Origin of the sequence: Anaerococcus sp. Marseille-P9784, assembly GCF_902500265.1 — a bacterium.
Lineage (GTDB): Bacteria > Bacillota > Clostridia > Tissierellales > Peptoniphilaceae > Anaerococcus.
In genome coordinates this window covers 272,972-294,518 of record NZ_CABVOZ010000003.1, presented here as the reverse complement: position 1 = coordinate 294,518, position 21,547 = coordinate 272,972, and the positions used below count along the sequence as shown (strand labels likewise).

22 protein-coding genes are annotated in these 21,547 nt (G+C 29.6%); 21 read left to right on the top strand and 1 reads right to left on the bottom strand.

Translation table 11 applies throughout. From position 1 onward, the window contains the following. The first annotated feature begins 6 nt into the window (after window positions 1-6). From scpB to GAN53_RS07965, 16 genes are all read left to right on the top strand, one after another. On the top strand, window positions 7-540 hold the full coding sequence (gene scpB / locus GAN53_RS08040) for an SMC-Scp complex subunit ScpB (RefSeq protein ID WP_151410588.1): 534 nt from the start codon (window positions 7-9) through the stop codon (window positions 538-540). Further along, window positions 530-1,231: a pseudouridine synthase gene (locus tag GAN53_RS08035; protein ID WP_151410587.1), complete on the top strand. Its 702-nt coding sequence runs from the start codon at window positions 530-532 to the stop codon at window positions 1,229-1,231. Before scpB ends, GAN53_RS08035 begins: the two co-directional genes overlap by 11 nt. Beyond that, window positions 1,228-2,442 carry an NAD(P)/FAD-dependent oxidoreductase gene (locus tag GAN53_RS08030; protein WP_151410586.1) on the top strand — a complete coding sequence of 405 codons (1,215 nt, stop codon included), beginning with the start codon at window positions 1,228-1,230 and terminating at the stop codon, window positions 2,440-2,442. The genes GAN53_RS08035 and GAN53_RS08030 overlap by 4 nt, the downstream gene beginning before the upstream one ends. Further along, complete coding sequence (gene cmk, locus GAN53_RS08025; protein WP_151410585.1) at window positions 2,439-3,092, top strand: (d)CMP kinase; 654 nt, start codon at window positions 2,439-2,441, stop codon at window positions 3,090-3,092. Before GAN53_RS08030 ends, cmk begins: the two co-directional genes overlap by 4 nt. Next, window positions 3,082-3,699, top strand: a complete 618-nt coding sequence (locus GAN53_RS08020) for a lysophospholipid acyltransferase family protein (protein WP_151410584.1) — start codon at window positions 3,082-3,084, stop codon at window positions 3,697-3,699. Before cmk ends, GAN53_RS08020 begins: the two co-directional genes overlap by 11 nt. Beyond that, a complete protein-coding gene (locus GAN53_RS08015; protein ID WP_151410583.1) occupies window positions 3,677-5,815 on the top strand; it encodes a bifunctional 4-hydroxy-3-methylbut-2-enyl diphosphate reductase/30S ribosomal protein S1 in 2,139 nt (712 codons plus the stop codon). Before GAN53_RS08020 ends, GAN53_RS08015 begins: the two co-directional genes overlap by 23 nt. 60 nt (window positions 5,816-5,875) lie before the next feature. Further along, window positions 5,876-7,225, top strand: coding sequence for a tRNA (N6-isopentenyl adenosine(37)-C2)-methylthiotransferase MiaB (miaB, locus tag GAN53_RS08010; protein WP_151410582.1), 1,350 nt, complete (start codon window positions 5,876-5,878; stop codon window positions 7,223-7,225). A 92-nt stretch (window positions 7,226-7,317) separates the two neighbouring features. After that, entirely contained in the window at window positions 7,318-8,298 is a 981-nt protein-coding gene (locus GAN53_RS08005) for a V0D/AC39 family V-type ATPase subunit (RefSeq protein ID WP_192574103.1), read from the top strand. A gap of 2 nt (window positions 8,299-8,300) precedes the next feature. Next, complete coding sequence (locus tag GAN53_RS08000; protein ID WP_151410580.1) at window positions 8,301-9,188, top strand: hypothetical protein; 888 nt, start codon at window positions 8,301-8,303, stop codon at window positions 9,186-9,188. A 102-nt stretch (window positions 9,189-9,290) separates the two neighbouring features. Continuing rightward, window positions 9,291-11,168 carry a V-type ATP synthase subunit I gene (locus GAN53_RS07995; RefSeq protein WP_225791850.1) on the top strand — a complete coding sequence of 626 codons (1,878 nt, stop codon included), beginning with the start codon at window positions 9,291-9,293 and terminating at the stop codon, window positions 11,166-11,168. A gap of 30 nt (window positions 11,169-11,198) precedes the next feature. Further along, entirely contained in the window at window positions 11,199-11,624 is a 426-nt protein-coding gene (locus GAN53_RS07990; protein WP_151410579.1) for an ATP synthase subunit C, read from the top strand. Between the two features lies 1 nt (window position 11,625). Further along, on the top strand, window positions 11,626-11,865 hold the full coding sequence (locus GAN53_RS07985; RefSeq protein ID WP_151410578.1) for a V-type ATP synthase subunit F: 240 nt from the start codon (window positions 11,626-11,628) through the stop codon (window positions 11,863-11,865). Between the two features lie 12 nt (window positions 11,866-11,877). Then, window positions 11,878-12,483 carry an ATPase gene (locus GAN53_RS07980; protein ID WP_151410577.1) on the top strand — a complete coding sequence of 202 codons (606 nt, stop codon included), beginning with the start codon at window positions 11,878-11,880 and terminating at the stop codon, window positions 12,481-12,483. Beyond that, window positions 12,467-14,218, top strand: a complete 1,752-nt coding sequence (locus tag GAN53_RS07975) for a V-type ATP synthase subunit A (RefSeq protein WP_151410576.1) — start codon at window positions 12,467-12,469, stop codon at window positions 14,216-14,218. Before GAN53_RS07980 ends, GAN53_RS07975 begins: the two co-directional genes overlap by 17 nt. Beyond that, window positions 14,218-15,582, top strand: a complete 1,365-nt coding sequence (locus GAN53_RS07970) for a V-type ATP synthase subunit B (RefSeq protein WP_151410575.1) — start codon at window positions 14,218-14,220, stop codon at window positions 15,580-15,582. Before GAN53_RS07975 ends, GAN53_RS07970 begins: the two co-directional genes overlap by 1 nt. A gap of 1 nt (window position 15,583) precedes the next feature. Next, window positions 15,584-16,219, top strand: a complete 636-nt coding sequence (locus GAN53_RS07965) for a V-type ATP synthase subunit D (RefSeq protein ID WP_151410574.1) — start codon at window positions 15,584-15,586, stop codon at window positions 16,217-16,219. Here the strand turns inward: GAN53_RS07965 and rodA are convergent. After that, window positions 16,216-17,403 (bottom strand): rod shape-determining protein RodA, encoded by a 1,188-nt coding sequence (rodA, locus tag GAN53_RS07960; RefSeq protein WP_151410573.1) that lies wholly within the window; start codon window positions 17,401-17,403, stop codon window positions 16,216-16,218. The two genes, GAN53_RS07965 and rodA, sit on opposite strands and share 4 nt — an antisense overlap. 106 nt (window positions 17,404-17,509) lie before the next feature. Between rodA and nth the strand changes: the two genes are divergently transcribed. From nth to gap, 5 genes are all read left to right on the top strand, one after another. After that, window positions 17,510-18,148 (top strand): endonuclease III, encoded by a 639-nt coding sequence (nth, locus tag GAN53_RS07955; RefSeq protein ID WP_151410572.1) that lies wholly within the window; start codon window positions 17,510-17,512, stop codon window positions 18,146-18,148. Window positions 18,149-18,156: 8 nt separating this feature from the next. After that, window positions 18,157-19,008: an HAD family hydrolase gene (locus GAN53_RS07950; RefSeq protein WP_151410571.1), complete on the top strand. Its 852-nt coding sequence runs from the start codon at window positions 18,157-18,159 to the stop codon at window positions 19,006-19,008. Further along, complete coding sequence (locus tag GAN53_RS07945; protein ID WP_151410570.1) at window positions 19,001-19,459, top strand: tRNA (cytidine(34)-2'-O)-methyltransferase; 459 nt, start codon at window positions 19,001-19,003, stop codon at window positions 19,457-19,459. The genes GAN53_RS07950 and GAN53_RS07945 overlap by 8 nt, the downstream gene beginning before the upstream one ends. Before the next feature lie 12 nt (window positions 19,460-19,471). Beyond that, complete coding sequence (gene trxB / locus GAN53_RS07940; protein WP_151410569.1) at window positions 19,472-20,401, top strand: thioredoxin-disulfide reductase; 930 nt, start codon at window positions 19,472-19,474, stop codon at window positions 20,399-20,401. A 94-nt stretch (window positions 20,402-20,495) separates the two neighbouring features. Further along, window positions 20,496-21,500 (top strand): type I glyceraldehyde-3-phosphate dehydrogenase, encoded by a 1,005-nt coding sequence (gap, locus tag GAN53_RS07935; RefSeq protein ID WP_151410568.1) that lies wholly within the window; start codon window positions 20,496-20,498, stop codon window positions 21,498-21,500. Window positions 21,501-21,547: the final 47 nt, after the last annotated feature.

Here is a 21,547-nt window from a genome sequence, read left to right as displayed (position 1 = left end):
GAAATAATGGAAAAAGAGTATTTAAAAGGACTTATAGAAGAAATCTTATATGTGTGGGGTGAACCTTTAGATATTAGTGATCTATGTCAAATAATCGAAAAGGCAAGCAAAAAAGAAATAATAGAAGCCCTAAATGATATGAGCTTACAAAGAGAAAAAAATGAAAGTGGCTTGCTTTTAAAAAAATTTGGCAATACTTATCAACTTGTAAGTAGGAATAAGCACCACAAGTATTTTGAGAAATTTGTAGAAAATACTCCAAAAAAATTAAGCTCTTCAGCCCTTGAAACTCTTTCTATAATTGCTTACAAACAACCCATAACTAGGGTCGAAATTGATAAAATTAGGGGAGTAAATTCACAAAGATCTATCGATAATTTGATAGAAAAGGGACTGGTTTTGGAAAATGGTAGGCTTGATAAAATTGGAAGACCGATAATTTATATAACAAGTGACTTGTTTTTAAGATATTTTGATTTAGAAGATTTATCACAATTACCCAAAATAGAAAATCAAGAAGAAATAAACAATGAGAATTAATAAATACATAGCAAAATCAGGATTTTGTTCTAGAAGAAAAGCGGATTCACTTATAAGTTCAGGCAAGGTTAAAGTAAATGGAAAAATTTTAGAAGATTTTTCTTATGATACAAAAGATGATGATGTTATAAGCGTTGACGGCCAAATTTTGCAAATAGAAAAACATTTTTATTACAAATTAAACAAACCTATAGGCTTTATAACCAGCAATTTTGATCCTCACAACAAAAAAGATCTAAATGATCTGATATTTATGGATCAAAGATTTTTTGCAGCAGGAAGGCTTGATAAAGATAGTCATGGACTTTTGATAATTACAAATGATGGGGATTTTGCTAATGCTTTAACTCATCCTAGTCATGAGATAAGCAAAGAATATATTGTAAAAGTAGATAGGATTTTGTCAAAAAAAGATGAAGAAAAATTTAAAAATGGTCTAGATATAGGAAATGGTGAAATAACTTGCAATTCTTACCTTAAATTAATTGGAACAAATACCTACCGAGTTATTATAAAACAAGGTTATAACAGACAAATTAGAAGAATGTTTCAAACTTTAGGATCAAATGTAACTGACCTTTGCAGGATAAGAATTGGTGCAATTAATCTAGATGGTCTTAAACTTACTTCTTACAAAGTTTTTGATAAAAAAGAAATGGAATTTGTAAAACTTATTAAAAATAAAATATGAAAAAAATTGGAATCATTGGTGCAGGAGCAAGTGGACTTTATTGCGCGATTAATTTAAAAAATGCAAATACAGATGTCACTATATTGGAAAAAAACGATGAAATTGGAAAGAAAATTCTGATAACTGGAAATGGGAGATGTAATCTTACAAATACCAAAACTTATAACGAATTTTTAGAAAATATAGTTTCAAATAAAAAATTCCTTTACTCATCTTTTTCAAAACATGATAACTTTGCTACAATTGACTTTTTCACAAAAAATGGCTTGGATTTAATTACAGAAGATGACGATAGAGTCTTTCCAAAATCAGAAAAAGCTAAAGATGTAATTAAATTTTTTGAAAATAAAATCAAAGAAAAATCAGTCAAACTTATTACAAAGCAAGAAGTTATAGATATAATCAAGGATAAAAATTTTATTGTAAAAACTCAAAATAAAAGCTATGAATTTGATATTGTTATCATAGCCACAGGAGGACTTTCATATCCTAACACTGGTTCAACAGGAGATGGCTTTAAATTTGCAAAAAAATTCAACCACAATATTACAAAAACATTTCCTTCCTTAGTTCCGATATTTTTTAAAGATAAGGACCTTTGTAATCTAAAGGCTGTAACTTTAGAAAATGTGAAGCTTACAATTAAAACAAATGAAGATATATTTTCAAAAAAAGGCTCAGTTTTATTAACAAATAAATTCATTTCTGGACCAATAGTTTTAAATCTATCATCTTTAACTATGTCTAGCAAAATAAATTCTATAAAGCTCGATTTATCTGAAGATGATTACAAAACATTGGATAAAAAATTAATAAAAGTTCTAAATGAAAATCCTAAAAAAGATATAATAAATATCTTAAAAAACTTTCTTATAGCTTCTCTTGCAGAGGTGATTTTAATAAGATTAAATATCAACGAAAATCTTAAAGCCTATGAAATTAACAAAAAACAAAGATTGGAAATTATAAATACTATTAAAAATTTCACTTTGGAATTTGATAGATTTGGAGCTTTTAACACTGCGATAATTACAAAAGGTGGAGTTGATATTAGTCAGATAGATCCCAAAACTATGCAATCTAAATTTGTTAAAGGACTTTATTTTATAGGAGAAGTTTTGGATATAGATGGATTAACTGGTGGTTATAATTTACAATTGGCATTTACAACTGCCTATCAGGCCCAAAGTTCCATAAAGGAGGACTTATGACATATATTATAGCAATTGATGGACCAAGTGGTTCTGGCAAATCTACAATTTCTGAAAAACTAGCAGAAATTTTAAAAATAGAATATTTAAATACTGGTTCAATGTATAGAGCAGTTAGTAAATATTTTTTAGACAATAATATTAAAGAAAATTCTACAGAAAGTGAAATTTCAATAGCTCTAAATAAAATAAACATAGATTTTATTAATAATGAAATCTATTTAAACGGAGAAAATATAGAAAATCTTATAAGGACTGATTTAGTTACTCAAAACACTTCCTGGGTTTCAGCAAATAAAATTGTTAGAGAAAAGTTAGTAGCTATGCAAAGACAAATAGCAAGCACAAAATCTTTTGTAGTTGATGGTAGAGATATTGGAACAGTCGTATTTCCAAAAGCCAAATACAAATTTTACCTAACTGCAAGCACAAAAGAAAGGGCTAAAAGAAGATTCTTACAAAAAGAATCTGAGCAAAGTCTAAAAGAAATTGAAGAAGCTTTAATAAAAAGAGATCTATATGATTCCTCAAGAGAAATTTCTCCACTAAAAAAAGCTTGCGATGCCATAGAAATTGACAATTCTAAACAAAGTATAGATCAGACATTACAAACTATAATTTCTTATATGGAAAAAGAAGATGTTTTATAAAATTTTACAAAAAATATTACAAATAATTATTAGGCCTATTTTCAGGATTAGAATAAATGGTTATGAAAATTTGCCAAAAGAAAATGGCTATATACTCTGTTCTAATCATAAATCCAATTGGGATCCAGTTTTTTTAGCAATAGTAATCAAAGATCCCATACATTTTATGGCAAAAAAAGAAATATTCGATTGGCCAATCATTGGAAGTGCCGTAAAATACTTAGGGGCTTTTCCTGTTCAAAGAGATGGCAGAGATATGGCAAGTCTTAAACATTCAATAAAATTGATAAAAGAAAATAAAATTCTTGGAATAATGCCGGAAGGAACAAGAACAAAAAATATTGATAGAGAAAATATGAAAGAGGGTGTAACATACATTGCTCTAAAGGCAATATGTGACATAATCCCCGTTGAAATAATTTCTACATTTAAACCCTTTAGAAAAACTTATATAAATATTAATAAAGCAATTGAAGTAGAAAAATATCTGCCATTAAAATCAAAAGAAGCAATGGCAAAAATGACAGATGAATTATTTTATAAAATTTATCAAAGTCATAATGAAAAATTAGAAAGCAGTAAAGATGGAAATTATAATAGCAAATAATTCTGGATTTTGTTTTGGGGTAAAAAGATCGGTTGACTTAGCAAAAAAAGCACTTGAAAGCAAGAAAGATAAATATTGCATTGGCCCATTAGTTCATAATCCACAGCTTGTGAAATCCCTGGAAAATCAAGGAATTAAAGTTATAACCAATGAAGAAGCTTTAAAAATAAAAGATTCTCTTATAATAATTAGAGCTCATGGAGAAAGCGAAGATTTTAAAAATCTTTTAATTGAAAACAACAATGAAGTGCTAGATGCAACTTGTCCTGTCCTTAAAAATATTTACAAAAAAATAATTCAAAAAGAAAATGAAGGATATCAAATTGTAATTGTAGGAAATAAAGACCATCCTGAAATAAAAGCTATGGACTCTTATATAAAAAATGGTATAATAATAAAAGATGAGACTGAAGCAAAAAATATTAAAAGTGAGGAGCCTATCTATGTAGTCTCTCAGACGACAAATAGAGAGGACTTTTACTATTGTATTGCGAACTTCTTAAAAGAAAATAATGATAGTAGTGTAGTAATAGATAACACAATATGCAAGGCTACTAGATTAAGGCAAGAATCTTGCAAAGATTTATCTAAAGAAGTAGATTGCATGATTGTAGTCGGTGGTTTTAATAGTTCTAATACGAACAAGCTTTTTGATGTTGCTAGTTCATATAATAAAAATGTTTTTAGGATTGAGACTGTTAAAGATCTACCTTTGCAAAAGCTCTCTGAATTTAAAAAAATTGGAATAATCGCAGGTGCATCCACACCTGATGAGATTATTGAGGAGGTAGTAAGTAAAATGGACGAATTTACAAAAGAAGATTTTATGAATTCTATTGAGGATAGCTTTAAGAAAGTTTATCCAAAGGATATTGTGAAAGGAACAGTTATCGATGTTAAAGATGATGAGGTTTTTGTTGATATTCAATATCGTGCAGATGGAATTGTAAAATTAGACGAAATGACAGAAGAAGAAAGAGAAAATCCAAAAGATCATTTTGAAATTGGCAATGAAATTGATGTGTACGTAATTAAGCTTGATGATGGTGAAGGAAATGTTTCATTATCAACAAGAAGAGTACAAGGAATGAAAGCTTGGAAAGAACTTATTGAAAAATTCGAAAATGACGAAATAGTTGAAGGTCATATTATAGGTTCAAATAAAGGCGGATTAACTGCAGAAGTTAATGGCATCCAAGGTTTTATACCAGCAAGTCAAATAGCTACATACTTTGTAAAAAATTTCAAAAAGTTTGTAGGTGAAACTTGGGAACTTAAAATATTATCAATAGATGAAAGAAAAAATAGACTAGTATTATCTAGAAAAGATGTTTTAGAAGATGAACTAGAAGAAAAATGGGAATCACTTGAAGAAGGTCAAGTTATAGAAGGCAAAGTAGCAAGACTAACAGATTTTGGTGCTTTTGTTGAAGTAAATGGTTTAGATGGATTACTTCATGTTTCTGATATCGCTTGGTCAAGAGTAGAGGTTCCTTCTGATGTTCTTAACGTTGGAGATAGTATAGAGGTTAAAATTCTAAAATTAAACAAAGAGAAAAATAGAATCTCTCTTGGACGTAAACAATTACTAGAAAAACCATTTGAAGCATTTGTAAACAGCCACGAAGTTGGGGATGTAGTAAAAGGAAAAGTAGTTAATCTACTTGACTTTGGTGCTTTTGTTGAATTAGCTGATAGCGTTGAAGGTTTGGTTCACGTTTCAGAAATATCTTGGGATCATGTTGAAAAACCATCAGATGAATTAAATATAAATCAAGAAATCGAAGTTAAAATTATTTCTATAGATAAAGAAGCTGAAAAAATTGGTTTATCAATTAAACAATTACAAGAAGCTCCAGCAAGACCAGAAAAGAAAGTTAGAAGAGAAAATAAAGCTAACAATAGACCAAGAAGAAAAGTTGAAAAAGATCACAGTCAAAACTTTAGTTCTGATGCTGACCTAAACAACAACTTAGGAAACCTTCTTGAACAAGCTTTGTTTGAACAAGGTGGTTCTGATTTAATAGCAAGTGAATCTAATGATGAAACTTCTAACCAAGAAGAACAAGCTATTGAAGAAAATAACGAAGTTGACGAAAACAACGAAGCATTATAAAAATAAAATGTTAATAAAAGGAAGATGATTTAAGTCATCTTCTTTTTAAATGAGGAATAGATGGAATTAAAAGAAAAATATTTAGAATATTTCAAAGGAAAAAAATATAATATAACTACTTTTGGTTGTCAAATGAATGAGCATGATTCTGAAAGAATATCCTATATCTTGGAAGATCTAGGTTATACTTATACTTCTGATAGAAATAGTGCTGATTTTATATTATTTAATACTTGCTTAGTAAGAGAGAATGCGGAACTAAAGCTATATGGACAAGTTTCATCCTTAAAAAAACTAAAAAAAGAACATCCGGAAAAAATAATAGCTGTTTCTGGATGTATGATGCAAACTTCAACTGCAAGAGAAGTTATTGTTAATAAACATAAAGAGGTTGACATAGTTTTTGGAACAAAAAATATCAATTCCTTAGCTGATCTAATTTATAGATATCTTGAAACTGGTCAAAGAGTTATAGATATTTCAACAGATTATGGCAAAGATGATTTTGAAAAATATAATTCGACCAATAATTTTCAAGCTTATGTAAATATTATGCGAGGCTGTGATAATTTTTGCTCATATTGCATAGTTCCACAATCACGTGGTAGAGAAGAATCTAGAAGACCTTACTCAATAATAGAGGAAATTGAATATCTTGTGGATCAAGGCTATAAAGAATTTACACTTTTAGGACAAAATGTTAATTCATACGGAAATAAGACTAACTATGGTTTTACTTTCCCAGAATTATTAAATAGAGTAGCAAAAATAAAAGGTGTTGAAAGACTTAGATTTACTTCAAGTCATCCTAAAGATCTTTCAGATGAGCTAATTTATGTTATGCGTGATAATGATAATATATGTAATTTTTTTCACTTGCCGATGCAATCTGGTTCAAACGAAGTTTTAGAGAAGATGAACCGTAAATATACAATCGAAAAATATATAGAAAGAGCTAATAAATTAAAGGAAGAAATTCCTGGAATCGCTCTATCAACAGATATAATTGTAGGATTTCCAACAGAAACTGAAGAAGATTTTCAAAAAACCTTAGAAGCATGTAAAATAGTTCAATTTGATTCGGCTTTTACATTTAAGTACAGTCCAAGACCAAAAACTCTTGCAGCAAAACTTCCGATAATTGACGATGAGATAGTACAAGATAGGTTTCAAAGGCTTTTAGATGAATTATATCCGATATTTTATCAAAAAAATAAAGAATATATAGGAAGAACTGTTAAAGTTCTAATAGAATCAGAATCAAAAAATAACTCTGAAATAATGACAGGTCGCACTGATACCTTTAAATTATGCCATGTCAAAGCTAGCAAAGATTTAATAGGTAAATTTATAGATGTCAAGATAAGAGATAATACTTCTTTTACCATATCAGGAGATTTGATTAAATAGAAAACAATTAAGTTATTATTAATAGAAATTATTTATAATCCTTTAATTGCATTAAATACAGTGTTATCATTCTTATGTTAAAGGAGATTAAAATGAGAGATGTAGTAGTAAAAGCTAAAGCAAAGTTGGGAAAAATTCCAGATAATGAATTTTTTCTAAATCTTGCTAGAGAAAATGATTATAATAAAAAAATTGATATCATATCCCAAAAAAATCCTTCAATTGATCAAAGCATGGATAAAAGAACGATTGAAAGAAGCAATTTTAGATATATTTTTGATGAGTTAAAAAGTATTGACTATTTTCTTCAAGGCATCGAAAGCGACTTCTTTAACCTTTATTTCTCAAAATATGAAATATTATTTTTGCAAGAAATAATAGAAGCCTTAGTAAATGAAAATTTTACAAGAAATTATCTGGATTTTCTGGCAAATCCTCTTAGTAAAAATTTTATTTTACAAGAAGATATGGATCTGGAAAAATTTGTAGAATCAAACAAAGAAAGTAAATATTACAGAACTCTTTTACCATTTTTAAATAAGAATATGCAAAAGGATAATTTGATATTTTTATTATCAAACTCATTGATGAAATATTATTATAGATCGTTAATTAAGTTAGGGAAAAAATTTCCTAGAAATGAAAAAGATAAGATTTTAAACTTTATTGGAGAAGAGATTAATTTAGCTAATTTTCAAATGATTTATCGATTAAAAAATTTCTATGACATTGATGATTATGGTATATTTAATTATCTTATAGCTGGAGGCAACAAATTTAATGGCAAAAGGTTAAAAGAATTATCGATCTTACCAATAGAAGATTTATTAAAATATGTTAGTGCTGGTAAATATAGAAGAATTTTCAAAAATGAAAATAATATTCATAAAGAATTTAGGAAATACCAATATAAGCTCTATCAAAGTGAGATAACTAAGGAAGAGTCAGACATTTTATATGTCATTTCTGCTATGAATATTCTTTTTATTAGTGGAGAAAATATTGATGCTTTGATTGAAATGGACGATAGTTTTTCAATTGATGAGCGTTTAGAATATCTGATTGTGAGGTAATTATGGCAGTAGAAAAAATGTATTTAGTCAATATGGTTTCTGAGCTAAAAAATCTGGATAAATTCCTTGAAGATGTAATAGAAATTGGGGATATTGAACCAGTTGATGCTTTTAACCAAGTGACTAACAGAAACTTTAATATCAAAGCTTCAGCAGAAAATGTCAATATAACTGAAGATATCAATGAACTTTCAGGTTTTGACAAAGAAGATTCCGACGATTTTATTGAAAAACTCAAAGAATTAAAAGAATCTTTGGATCTAAATGAAAGTTCTAATAAAAAGTTAGTTGATAAAAATCAAATCAACGAATTATATGACAAATTAAAATCTTTGCTAAAAGAAAAAGAAGAATTGGAAGAAAAATCAAAAATACTCGATGTTTATTCTGAAAATGTAGAATTGTTGAAGGAATACAAAATTGATATTGAAAAAGTAAAAAATTTAAAATATTTTGATTATAGGTATGGGTCAGTTTCAGAAGATGGTCGTTTTATATTAAAAAATAATTATGAAAATATACCATCTCTTATAATTCACCTTGATGGTAGGATAGATAATGCCAATCTTAGAGCTTTGGATGATATTTATTCTCTTGATCAAACAACCGATAAGCTAGAAGTTCAAACACAAAAAATTCTTAACGATGAAATAATCAATACAAGAAATGTAAGTTTAAGATTAGATCAAGAATATAATTCTAAGAATAAAGATTTATCAGAAAAAATCTATAAAGAAATTTTAGATGATGCAGATGTCAAGATCGAGAAAATCAACTTAGATTATCAATCAAAAATTGATTTTATGGATGAAATATATAAAAAATACAAGGCGGAAGTAGTTGAAGATGTCGTTGAGTCTATAATTAATGATAAGGATTTAAAACTTTAATTTATTAAATGCAGATAAGAATGCAAGTATAAAGTATGTTACAAGTAACTATAAGATATGAATATAGATTTTAGTTATAAATGAATAAAGGAAGTTAAAATTATGAAAAATAAATATCCAGATGAGGAAATGACTTCTAAAAATCAAATGCTTAATAATAAAGACAAAAACGTAGACTATAAGTCTTATAAACAAGCTGATGATGAAAGTTACTTATTAATATATCCCAAACAAGTTAAAGGAGATGTATCTAGATCCATTAATACTCTCGGTTTTTTAGATAAAGATACTCCAGAAGAATCTTCTAAGAAGTATTTGGATGATGAAAAATCTTCTACAACAAAAAAACTTGATGAAATAAGCAGAGAAACTAAAAAATTAAAAAGTGACAATAAAGAAATCTTAGATAACGTTCCTTACACATTGGATTACAATAATAAAGCTGAAGAACTAAAAAATAATATGGCTCATGGGAATGAGTATTTCTACCTATCAGGGAAAGTTCCTGAAAGTAAATTGGAGGATTTTGAAAAACTTGGGGAAAAATATCCTAACACTCTAATTAGTAATAAATACGAATATAAAGGGGGAGAAAGTCCGCCAAAGAGAAATAAAAATAATCAATATGTAAAATCAAATGAAGAAAATTACTTATTAATTTATCCCGAAAAAGTAAGAGAGGACGTTTCCAGATCTATAAATACACTCGGTTTTATTGATAAGGAAATACCTAAAGATTTTTTAATTGATTCTATAGACGATGAAAGATTTAAAACAAGTCAAAGACTAGATGAGATTGATAAAGAGATTAGAAGTATAAATGCTAACTATCAAGATTTACTAGAAAATATTCCTTATAGCTTGGATTACAGCAAAAAAGCTAATGATTTAAAAAATAACATGGCTCATGGAAGTGATTATTTTTATCTTTCAGGTTGGGTTCCAGAAAGTAAACTTGAGAGTTTTCAAAAACTAGAAAGCAAACATAAAAACACACTTATTAATAGCAAAGAAGTTTCAGAAGTTAGTGAACAGCCGCCAACAAGGTTGAAAAACAATCCTTTTGTAAAACCTTTTGAATATATGGTAAATATGTACGGTCCTCCATCTTATAATGAGATTGACCCAACACCATTTTTTGCCATAACTTATATGCTTTTATATGGGCTAATGTTTGGTGATCTTGGTCAAGGTTTAGTATTCTTAGGACTTGGTTTCTGGCTATCAAAGAAAAATGAAACTTTTGGAGCCTTATTAAAGAGAATTGGTATATCAGCATCCGTATTTGGGCTAATGTATGGTTCGTTTTTTGGTAGAGAAGATTTGATCCCTGCCTTGCTGATAAAACCATTTGATAACATTATGACAGTCCTAATTGCTTCAGTTGCATTTGGTGTGACTTTGATGGTGATTTCATATATAATCGGTATCTATAACAAAGTCCACCTTCAAAAAAACATTGAAGAAGGTATCTTTGGCAAAGAAGGGCTTGCAGGGCTTATGATGATGACAGCATTTATCATTATAGTTCTTGCAGTTGTAAATATAGGTCCTATTCCAAAAACTATTGGCCTAATCTTGCTTATACTTTCTATAGTGATGATAATATTTAAACAACCTATAGCAAGAAAGTTAGAAGGAAACAAAAGATTATATGACCAAGCAAAGGGAGATTACTATCTCGAAGGTTCGTTTTCAGTTATAGAAGCTCTACTATCAGTATTTTCAAATCTTGTATCCTTTACAAGAGTTGGAGCCTTTGCCATAAACCACGTTGGTTTGTATATGGCTTTTGAAGTTATGGCAAAACTTATTGGTGGTGGTGTCAAGGGCTTTATAATATTGGTAATTGGAAATATATTTATAATAGGTCTAGAAGGCATGATTGTAGGTATCCAAGGACTAAGACTAGAATTTTATGAAATGTTTAGTAAGTATTACGAAGGAAATGGTCGTTTATTTAGACCAATTAGTAAATAAATAATTAAAAAAAGGAAAGTAAGGAAAATTATGATAAAAAATATTGCATTTTTAGCATTAGCAGTTGTTGCTATAACAATTTATTCAGGTTTGTATTTATTAAAAACAAATGAAGATTCATCAAAAAATAAAATTAGAAAAGCGTTAAAAATTAACCTATTCACCTTTGTCCCAATAATGGCGATGATTATAATATTACTTTTGCCAGCAAATTCAATAGCTGCAGGAGGTGCTGCTGCTAGTAGTGCTGATGGATTAAAATATATAGGTGCTGCATTATCAACTGGTCTTGCTACTATTGGTACAGGATTTGCAGTAGGTAATGTAGGATCTGCAGCACTTGGAGCAATTTCTGAAGACCAATCTATATTAGGTCGTACAATTATCTTCGTTGGTCTAGCAGAAGGTATTGCTATCTTTGGTGTTATAATCTCTATAATGATTTTAAACGCATAAAATGAAAGCAAGAATACTTACTAATGACCCTAGTCTAATAGTTATGTTTAGATTAGGATCTATTGAAGGGAAGCTTGTTAAAAATACAAGCGAAGCAAAAGAAATGTTTAAAAATTCAATCAAAGATGAAAACTTGGCAGTTTTAATACTAACAAGAACAATTGAAGAATGGATTAATAAAGAACTTAGCTTATATAAACAAAAAGAAAGCATTCCCTTAATTGTAGTAATAGATGGTTGATAGGAGGGTATTATGCTCGATTTAAATGCAAAACTTACAAGCTTTAGAAAAATGGTTTGGGGTGAAGCAAAAGCAAAAAGTGAAGATCAATTGTATAATTCAACAATTGTCAATAGTAATCAAATTGAAGAAAAAAAGGAAAAATTAGAAAAAGATTTAGAAGAATCTTTGATAGCAAGAAGGAATTTCGCTCAAATAAGAGCAAATGAAAAAATTTCAAAACTAGAAGAAGAACAAAAAACTAATTTTTATTCCCACAAAGAATTACTACTTAATGATTTGATAGAAGAAATAGAAGAAAAGTTAGAAAATTATACAAAAACTGATGAGTACAAAGATAATTTAAAAGAAAGTATTGATAATACCATAAATAATCTAAAAGAAGATCCAAATGATTATCTAATTTTGGTAAAAAAATCAGATGCTAATTATCTTGATTATCCAAATATAGGTATTATGGATGATAAATATCTTGGTGGCTTTATATTAAAATCAACCAAGGGCAATTACCAATACAACAAAACTTATCTAAAACGTATCAAAGATAAAAAATATGAAATTGGTAAAACTTTGTACAAATTGATTGAAAGAGAGAGTTTTAATGAATCCAATAATTAAAACAATAAATGGACCTGTTGTTACAGCAAAAAATGCAGGAAAACTTAAAATTCGAGAGATGGTTTCTGTTGGTAAACTAAAATTAATTGGTGAAGTTATTTCTGTAGAAGGAGAACTTGCTACAATAGAAGTTTATGAAGATACATCTGGATTATCCAGTGGCGAAGAAGTTATTTCTACTGGTAGACCTCTTTCTGTAAAACTTGGACCAGGTCTTTTGAAAAATATGTTCGATGGAATAGAAAGACCACTTCTAAAAATCAAAGATAAGCATGGAGCTTTTATTCCGCAAGGAATTGGTTTTGAAAATTTAGACGATGAAAAAAAATGGGATGTAGAAATAAAAGTATCCAAAGGTGATCAAATTCACAATGGTGATATTTACGCTACCATTATGGAAACAAAAACGATAGAGCATAGGCTTATGAGCAGTTTTGATGGAACTGTAATCGATGTTAAAGCTTCAGGCTCTTATACTCTTGAAGATACTATTGTAAAATTGTCTACAAAAGAAGGCGATAAGGAATTAAAACTTTATCAATATTGGCCAGTAAGAGTTCCAAGACCAGTAAAAAAAATTAGACCACTTGAGTTATTACTTAACACAGGTCAAAGAGTTTTAGATATATTTTTACCTATAGCTAAGGGTGGAACTGTTGCTATACCAGGAGGTTTTGGAACAGGAAAAACTATGCTTCAACACCAACTAGCTCAATATTCTGATGCTGATATTATTATTTACATCGGTTGTGGAGAGCGTGGTAATGAGATGACACAAGTACTAGAAGAATTTCCTGAATTAATAGATCCTAATACTGGTTATGGTCTAATGGAGCGAACGATTCTTATAGCAAACACCTCAAACATGCCCGTAGCAGCTCGTGAAGCTAGTATTTATACAGGAATTACAATTGCTGAATACTTTAGAGATATGGGTTACCATGTAGCTTTAATGGCAGATTCTACATCTAGATGGGCAGAAGCTTTGCGTGAAATATCTGGTCGTCTTGAAGAGATACCAGCAGAAGAAGGTTATCCTGCATATTTGGGAAGCAGACTTTCTCAATTTTATGAAAGAGCAGGATATTTTACAAATTTAAATGGCTCAGAAGGGTCAGTTACAATAATAGGTGCTGTATCTCCATCAGGTGGAGATTTCTCAGAACCAGTTACAGAAAATACCAGAAGAAGTGTAAATGTATTTTTAGGCCTTGATAGAAAACTTGCTTATTCCCGTCATTATCCGGCAATAAACTGGTTGACCTCATATTCAAATTACCTAGATACAATTAAATCATATTATATTGAAAAAACTGGCATTGATATAATTGCAATAAGAAATGAGCTTATGAATGTTTTGCTAAAAGAAGAAGAAATAAAATCTATTTTAATGCTAGTAGGTAAAGATGCTTTATCAGATAATCAAAAAAATTTCCTAGATGTAGCTGAACTTATAAGAGTAGCATTCTTGCAACAAAATGCCTATAACGACATTGATAAATATGTTCCTTTAGAAAAGCAAATTAGAATGCTGGAAGTTATAAAAAATTACCTAAAATATTCAACTTCAGCTATCAAAAATGGAGTAACATACAAAGACTTATACAATTCAAGTTTGATTAATCAGATAACACAGATGAAATATACCATTGCAAACGATGATTTGGATAAATTTATAAATCTAAATAATGAGATTGAAAATTATTTTATCTCATTGGAAGGGAGGATTAACTAGTGAAGAAAGAATACACAAAAGTTAAAAAAATCGAATCCTCCATCATAGAAATAGAAAATGTTTCTGATGTAAGCTACAATGCGGTAGTTTCAATTCATGCTCTTGGTATGGATTTTGTAGGACAAGTTGTAAAAATTGATGATGAAACTATTTCAGTCGAAGTTTTTGGCAATACTGAAGATTTTTCCTTAGATGATATAGTCATTAATTTTGAAGAGAAGCCACTAGCTATACCATTAAATGAAAAAATTCTAGGAAGAACTTTTGATGGACTAGCTCGTCCAATTGACAATGGTGGAGAAATTTATGCAGAAAAAAAATATTCCATTGAGGGAGAACCATTAAATCCAGTTTCTCGTGAATATCCTAGAGATTTTATCCAAACTGGTATTTCTGCAATCGATACACTAACAACCTTAATACGTGGACAAAAATTACCAATATTTTCAGGCTATGGTTTATCTCACAACCAAATTGCTGCTCAAATCGTTAGACAAGCAAAGCTAAAAACTGATGAGGACTTTGCTTTTGTTTTTGCTGCCATGGGAATAAAAAAAGATGAAGCAATGTTTTTTGAAGATGCTTTTAATAAGGCTGGAGTTCGTGATAAGGTTGTAATGTATCAAAATCTTGCCGATAGTCCAATTATGGAAAGATTAATAGCACCAAAATGTGCCTTAACAGCAGCCGAATACTTGGCTTATGAAAAAGGCTACCACGTTTTGGTAATTATTACAGATATGACTTCATACTCAGAAGCTTTACGTGAAGTTTCTTCAATTAGACAAGAAGTTCCTTCTCGTAAGGGTTACCCAGGATATTTGTATTCAGACTTGGCGACAATTTATGAAAGAGCAGGAATGATTAGGGGAGAGAAAGGATCAGTAACTCTTATACCAATACTCACCATGCCAAATGATGATATAACCCACCCTGTTCCAGACTTGACTGGTTATATTACTGAGGGGCAAATAGTAATAGACAGATCGCTATCTAACAAAGGTATTTATCCGCCTATTAATGTTTTGCCATCATTATCTAGACTTATGAAAGATGGAATTGGCGAAGGTTATACTAGAGCTGACCATGAGGACTTGATGAATCAAATTTATGAATCTTATTCTCGAGTTGGTGAAGTTAGAAATATTTCTCAAATTGTAGGTGAAGAAGATTTATCAGAAATTGATAAAAAGTATCTTGAATTTGGAGATGAATTTGAAAAAAGATTTTTATCACAAGATCCTACTGAAAATAGAGAACTCGAAAAAAGCCTTGATTTAGGTTGGGAAATTTTAAGCATTTTACCAAGAACCGAACTTCACAGAGTAAGTCCAGAAAATTTGGATAAGTTTATAGGTAAGTAGTATGGAAATTAAATCTACAGCGCCAACCAAAGCTAATTTAATAGCTTCAAAAGATAAACTTAAACTCCTTAATACTGGTTTAGATATATTGGATAAATCAAGAAAAGCTTTAATAAAGGCTCACGATAGCAAAATTAAGCAAAGAAATGAACTTAATGACCAGGTAAACGAGAGTCTTGAGAAAGTTAGAAAAAATTTCAAGAAATCTATGGTTACCATGGGAGAATCAAAGCTTGCAGATATATCAAGACTTATACCAGTAGATAACAGTATTAGTCTAAAGGAAAGTGAATTTATGCAAACAAAAGTTTATGATATAGACTTTGTGCCTTCAAAACTTTCATTATCATATTCGTTTTATGAAACTAATCCTAGTTTTGATAGAGCGTTACTTTCTTTTAATGAGCTAAAAGAAAAAATATTAAAACTTGCAGAAATTGATACAACAATCAATAATTTAGATAGGCAAATAAAAAAGACAAGTAAAAAAGTAAATTCTTTAGAGAAGGTACAAATACCAAAACTTGAAGAAACTATAAAGGAGATATCTTCCCTTATAGAAGAAAAGGAAAGAGAAGAATTTGCAAAGACGAAAATGGTAAAAGATAGAAAACTAACAAAAAACACCGGCAATTAAATGCTCGGTGTTTTTATGTTTCTTTTACTTGATATTGATATTTTGCTTAAATCTACCAAAGAAATAGTATCATAATCTAGGATGTCAGGATCTTTTATAGATTTTTGCATGGATGCTGAAAGTGCTAATCCAATTTCAGAAAGACAAATTAGCTGGAAGGTTCCTCCAGAAGATAGAAAAGGTAAAGGAATACCAGTTACTGGCATAAGTCCAATCGTCATAGCTATATTTTCAAAAATATGGATAAAAAGCATAGCGGCAATTCCAGTTACCATATTAGTAACAAAAGTGTTGCGTGAACTTTTTGCTATTTTAACTAATCTTAAAATAACTATAGCAAATAGTACAATTAGAACTATAGCTCCTATAAATCCCAATTCTTCAGCTAGAACAGAAAATATAAAATCTGTTTCTTTTTCCGGAATATAACCATATTGAGATTGAGTTCCTTTCATGTATCCACGACCATTTAACATTCCAGATCCAATAGCAATAAGCCCTTGCTGTTGTTGCCAGTTAGATCCTGAAGTATCTCTATTAGGATTTAGAAAGTTTTCTATTCTATCGGCTCTATATCCGGATAAGTTGGTAAAAATAATAAATCCAGCTGCTAGCCCTGCTAATAACAAAATTATTATCCACTTCCAAGAAATGCCTGCTACAAATAGCATGGCGGCTATGAAAAACAAATAAACCATAGCTGTACCAAAGTCTGGTTGTAATAAAATCAAACCAACTGGAAATCCAACAAAAATCAAACTTAAAATTAATCTTTTTGGCTCATTAATGGTCAATTTATATTTGTCAAGATAAGCGGCAAATGAAAATATCAATAAAATTTTTACAATTTCTGATGGCTGTATAGAAAATGAACCAATATAAATCCAAGATTTTGCTCCCCAGGCATCCAATCCTCTACCTATTAGCAAAGTTAATATCAATAGGACAATAGAAATTCCGTAAATTACCCGAAAAGATCTTTTTATTACATCAAGATCCATTGTACATAAAATTCCTATGGCAATGAATCCAATTATTGTTGATATTAACTGTGTTCTAATAGCAGAAATATTTCCTCCATAAGCAGATAAAAGGACTATAAGTCCATATACACTTAAGGCAATTGTCGATAAAAGCAAAAGTAAATCTATATCTTTAATATTTTTCTTCTTTAAATTAAACATTATACACTCCCTATTCTAAAGTAATATTATACCATTTAATCCAAAATTCATAAATATGTAAATAACAATACAAGAAGAGTATAGTTTTATTAAAGGAAAAGGTGATATTATTTTAAGTAAAAGTGAAATTAAAGAAGTTTTAAATATTTTAGACAAAAATTATCCAGATCCTTCAAAGAATCTATTAAAATTTTCGACTGCTTTCGAAGCTCTTATAGCAACTATGCTTTCAGCACAAAGTACAGACAAAAGAGTAAATGAAGTTACAAGTAAGCTATTTAAAGTGGCAAATACTCCAGAAGATTTTTATAAGATGGAAATAGATGAGCTTGAAAATTGGATAAAATCTATCGGAATTTACAAAACCAAAGCTAAAAATATAAAAAAAACAAGTGAAATTTTATTAAAAGAATTTAACGGACAAGTTCCAAGAACAAAAGAAGAACTTATAAGTCTACCAGGAGTAGGAGGCAAAACTGCAAATGTAGTTTTAGCTAATGCTTTTGGTATACCTGCTTTTGCTGTTGATACTCACGTTTTTAGAGTTTCAAACAGAATAGGACTTGCTAATGGCAAAGATGTTATATCTACTGAAAAAGATTTAATGGAAAATATTGATAAAAATCGTTGGAATTTGACGCATAAACAACTTATTACCCATGGTAGGGCAATTTGCAAGGCTAGAAATCCGATTTGCCTTACTTGTCCGATAAATGAATATTGTATAGATTATAGGAGAAAATAGGAGAAAAAATGATTAAATTATTTGCAATTGATATGGACGGAACATTATTAAATAGCAATTCTGATATTAGCGAAAAAAATATTGAAGCTATCAAAGAATTAAACCAAGCAGGAATAAAAACTGTTTTGACTTCTGGAAGAGTTTCATCATCTGTTGATTATTTCAATGAAAAAATAGGAATTGATAATCCAATGGTTGCTAACAATGGAGCAGTAATAAAATTAAGTAAGGATGAAGTTTTAGCAACTCATCCCTTAGACGATGATGAATTAATCAATTTATTAGATTTTTGTGATGATAATGAATTTTCCTTCAATTTTTATGATTCAAATACATTTTATACAAATCGATTAATTATTGAAAGGCTTAATCATTTAAGAATCCACAGCGATTATGGTATGAATTATCAATGTGATATTTATGTTTCTTCAAATCCTTATAAAGAGCTAAAAAGAAGAAAAAACATGGCAAATAAATTATTGATTTCAGGTCTTGATAGCCATCCTTATGGTCAAGAAAAAGCCGTAAAGATCATAGAAGACAGATTTTTAGATGAGCTTTATGTAACATCTTCTGGTTTCGGCTTTATAGAAATAATGCATAAAAATGTAGATAAATGGTCATCAATTTTAGAATTAGCTAAATTTTTGGGTATAAATAGAAATGAAATTGCAACAATTGGGGATTCTTTTAATGATCTTCCAATGATAGAAAATTCTGAAATTTCTTTTGCTATGGGAAATGCTAATGAATCTGTAAAAAAAGCTGCAAGTCATGTTGTTTTGGATAATGATTCAGATGGTTTTATTAATGCCAAAGATATAATAATAAATTACAATAAGGAAAATCCAAGTGCTTAATATAGTTCTTTTATCGCCAGAATATCCAGGTAATGTTGGAAACATTGGGAGAACTTGTGTCTTAACAAAATCAACCTTACATTTAGTAAGACCCTTTAAGTTTGATTTATCTGATAAATCATTAAAAAAAGCAGGCATAGATTATTGGGATAAGCTTGATTTAAAAATACATGATAGCTTAGAAGAATTTGAGGAATTTATCAAAGATAAGAATTTTTATCTAATAGAAACTGGAAGCGATAAAGCATATGCTGATGTTAGATTTAAGGACAATGATTATTTGATTTTCGGTAGAGAAAAAGAGGGTATTGATAAGGAGATTTTGAAAAAGAACAAAGAAAAAATACTAACAATACCAATGACAAAAGAAATAGATAGGTCTTTAAATCTCGCAAACTCGGTTAGTATTGTGCTTTATGAAGCTTTAAGACAGAATAATTTTAATTTTTAGGAGATGATAAGAATGTATGATTTAATAATATTAGGAGCAGGTCCAGCTGGCTTAAGTGCAGGACTTTATGCAGGTAGAGCTAAATTAAATTGTTTAATAATTGAAAAAGCAGTTCCTGGTGGACAAATATCTTCAACTGCATATGTAGAGAATTATCCAGGATCAATGGAAGATCCAACTGGAATGGCTTTAGCTGAAAGAATGAGAGAGCAAGCAAGTGAATATTGTAAAATTTTATCAGCAAATGTAACAAAAGTAGAATTGGAAGGAAAAGTTAAAAAAATCCATACAAAAGATGGAAGCATTTACGAGGCAAAGGCTGTAATAATTGCAACTGGAGCAAGCCATAGAAATTTAGATGTTAAAGGTGAAAAAGAATTTGCAAGCAGGGGAGTTTCCTATTGTGCAACTTGTGATGGACCATTCTTCACAGACCTTGATATATTTGTTGTTGGTGGAGGGGATAGCGCCCTTGAGGAAGCCTTACATCTTACAAAATTTGCAAAATCAGTAACTATTATCCACAGAAGAGATTCATTTAGAGCAAGCAAGATTGTTGTTGACAAATGTGAAAATAATGAAAAGATAAAATTCCAATATGATTCTGTAATTAAAGAAATCAAAGGCGACAATCAAGCTGAATCAATAATTATAGAAAATGTCAAAACTGGCGAAGAAAAAGAATTAAAAAGTGATAATAATCAACCAATTGGGGTATTTATATTTATAGGATATCTTCCTCAAACAGAAATTTTCCAAGATCAAATAGAAATGGAAAATGGCTATATAAAAACTAACGAAGATATGAAGACAAATCTAGAAGGAATATTTGCGGTTGGCGATACCAGAGTAAAAAAAGTTCGTCAAATGGTAACTGCTACATCAGATGGTTGCATAGCAGCAGTAATTGCAAATAGATATCTAGAAGGCGAAGCCTGGTAACAATTTAATCGGGAAAACTTTTCCACAGATAAATAACTTGACAAATTCATAACAGATAGTTAAGTATTTATGAATGAAATTTTTAGGAGGAACAATGACAACAAAAGTAGCAATTAATGGATTTGGTAGAATAGGACGTCTTACACTTAGAAGAATTGCAGAAATCGAACAAGATATTGAAGTTGTTGCAATTAATGACCTAATTGACAAACATGGTCTTGCTTATGCTTTTAAATATGATACAGCACAAGGAAGATTCAAAGGTGATTTTGAAGAAACTGAAGATGGATTTAAAGTTAATGGCAAAGAAATAAAAGTTTTTGCTGAAAGAAATCCAGAAGATTTACCTTGGGCAGATCTAGGAGTAGATGTTGTACTAGAATGTACAGGATTCTTTACCGAAAGAGAAAAAGCTGAAGCTCACATCAAAGCTGGAGCTAAGAAAGTATTAATTTCTGCACCAGGTAAAGGTGATATGAAAACAATCGTTTTTGGTGTAAACCATGAAATACTTGATGGTTCTGAAACAGTTGTTTCAGCAGCAAGCTGTACAACAAACTGTTTAGCACCAATGGTAAATGTATTATTAAAAGAATTTGGTTTTGTTACAGGTCAAATGTCTACAATTCACGCTTATACAGCTACACAAGCTATTCAAGATACACCAGCAAGTAAGAAAGATCTTAGAGGTGGTCGTGCAGCAGCTCAAAATACAATTCCAGCATCTACAGGTGCAGCAAAAGCAGTTGGAAAAGTAATTCCAGAAGTTGAAGGCAAACTTGATGGTACAGCTTTAAGAGTTCCTACAATTACAGGCTCAGTTACAGAATTATATTCAATTCTAGAAAAGAAAGTTACAGTTGAACAAGTAAATGAAGCTATGAAAAAATACTCAAATGATGCCTTTGCTTATGAAACTGAAGATGTAGTATCAAGTGATATTATTGGATACCCAGCAGGTTCAATATTTGATTCTCAACTTACAAAAGTTGTAGAAAATGGAGATACTCAATTAGTTAAAACTGTTGCATGGTATGATAACGAAGCAGGATATGTATCAAACCTTGTAAGAACATTAGATTATTTAGCTAAACTATAAGAAATATTTGAGGGCAAGGGATATTATTCTTTTGCCCTTTTTGTGTA

Coding starts and splice junctions, on each gene's coding strand:
- GAN53_RS08005 (WP_192574103.1), top strand. CDS start 7,318: ATGAGAGATGTAGTAGTAAAAGCTAAAGCAAAGTTGGGAAAAATTCCA.
- GAN53_RS07985 (WP_151410578.1), top strand. CDS start 11,626: ATGAAAGCAAGAATACTTACTAATGACCCTAGTCTAATAGTTATGTTT.
- trxB (WP_151410569.1), top strand. CDS start 19,472: ATGTATGATTTAATAATATTAGGAGCAGGTCCAGCTGGCTTAAGTGCA.
- GAN53_RS07990 (WP_151410579.1), top strand. CDS start 11,199: ATGATAAAAAATATTGCATTTTTAGCATTAGCAGTTGTTGCTATAACA.
- GAN53_RS07980 (WP_151410577.1), top strand. CDS start 11,878: ATGCTCGATTTAAATGCAAAACTTACAAGCTTTAGAAAAATGGTTTGG.
- GAN53_RS08015 (WP_151410583.1), top strand. CDS start 3,677: ATGGAAATTATAATAGCAAATAATTCTGGATTTTGTTTTGGGGTAAAA.
- scpB (WP_151410588.1), top strand. CDS start 7: ATGGAAAAAGAGTATTTAAAAGGACTTATAGAAGAAATCTTATATGTG.
- GAN53_RS07965 (WP_151410574.1), top strand. CDS start 15,584: ATGGAAATTAAATCTACAGCGCCAACCAAAGCTAATTTAATAGCTTCA.
- GAN53_RS07995 (WP_225791850.1), top strand. CDS start 9,291: ATGAAAAATAAATATCCAGATGAGGAAATGACTTCTAAAAATCAAATG.
- miaB (WP_151410582.1), top strand. CDS start 5,876: ATGGAATTAAAAGAAAAATATTTAGAATATTTCAAAGGAAAAAAATAT.
- GAN53_RS08035 (WP_151410587.1), top strand. CDS start 530: ATGAGAATTAATAAATACATAGCAAAATCAGGATTTTGTTCTAGAAGA.
- cmk (WP_151410585.1), top strand. CDS start 2,439: ATGACATATATTATAGCAATTGATGGACCAAGTGGTTCTGGCAAATCT.
- GAN53_RS08030 (WP_151410586.1), top strand. CDS start 1,228: ATGAAAAAAATTGGAATCATTGGTGCAGGAGCAAGTGGACTTTATTGC.
- rodA (WP_151410573.1), bottom strand. CDS start 17,403: ATGTTTAATTTAAAGAAGAAAAATATTAAAGATATAGATTTACTTTTG.
- GAN53_RS08020 (WP_151410584.1), top strand. CDS start 3,082: ATGTTTTATAAAATTTTACAAAAAATATTACAAATAATTATTAGGCCT.
- GAN53_RS08000 (WP_151410580.1), top strand. CDS start 8,301: ATGGCAGTAGAAAAAATGTATTTAGTCAATATGGTTTCTGAGCTAAAA.
- gap (WP_151410568.1), top strand. CDS start 20,496: ATGACAACAAAAGTAGCAATTAATGGATTTGGTAGAATAGGACGTCTT.
- GAN53_RS07950 (WP_151410571.1), top strand. CDS start 18,157: ATGATTAAATTATTTGCAATTGATATGGACGGAACATTATTAAATAGC.
- GAN53_RS07975 (WP_151410576.1), top strand. CDS start 12,467: ATGAATCCAATAATTAAAACAATAAATGGACCTGTTGTTACAGCAAAA.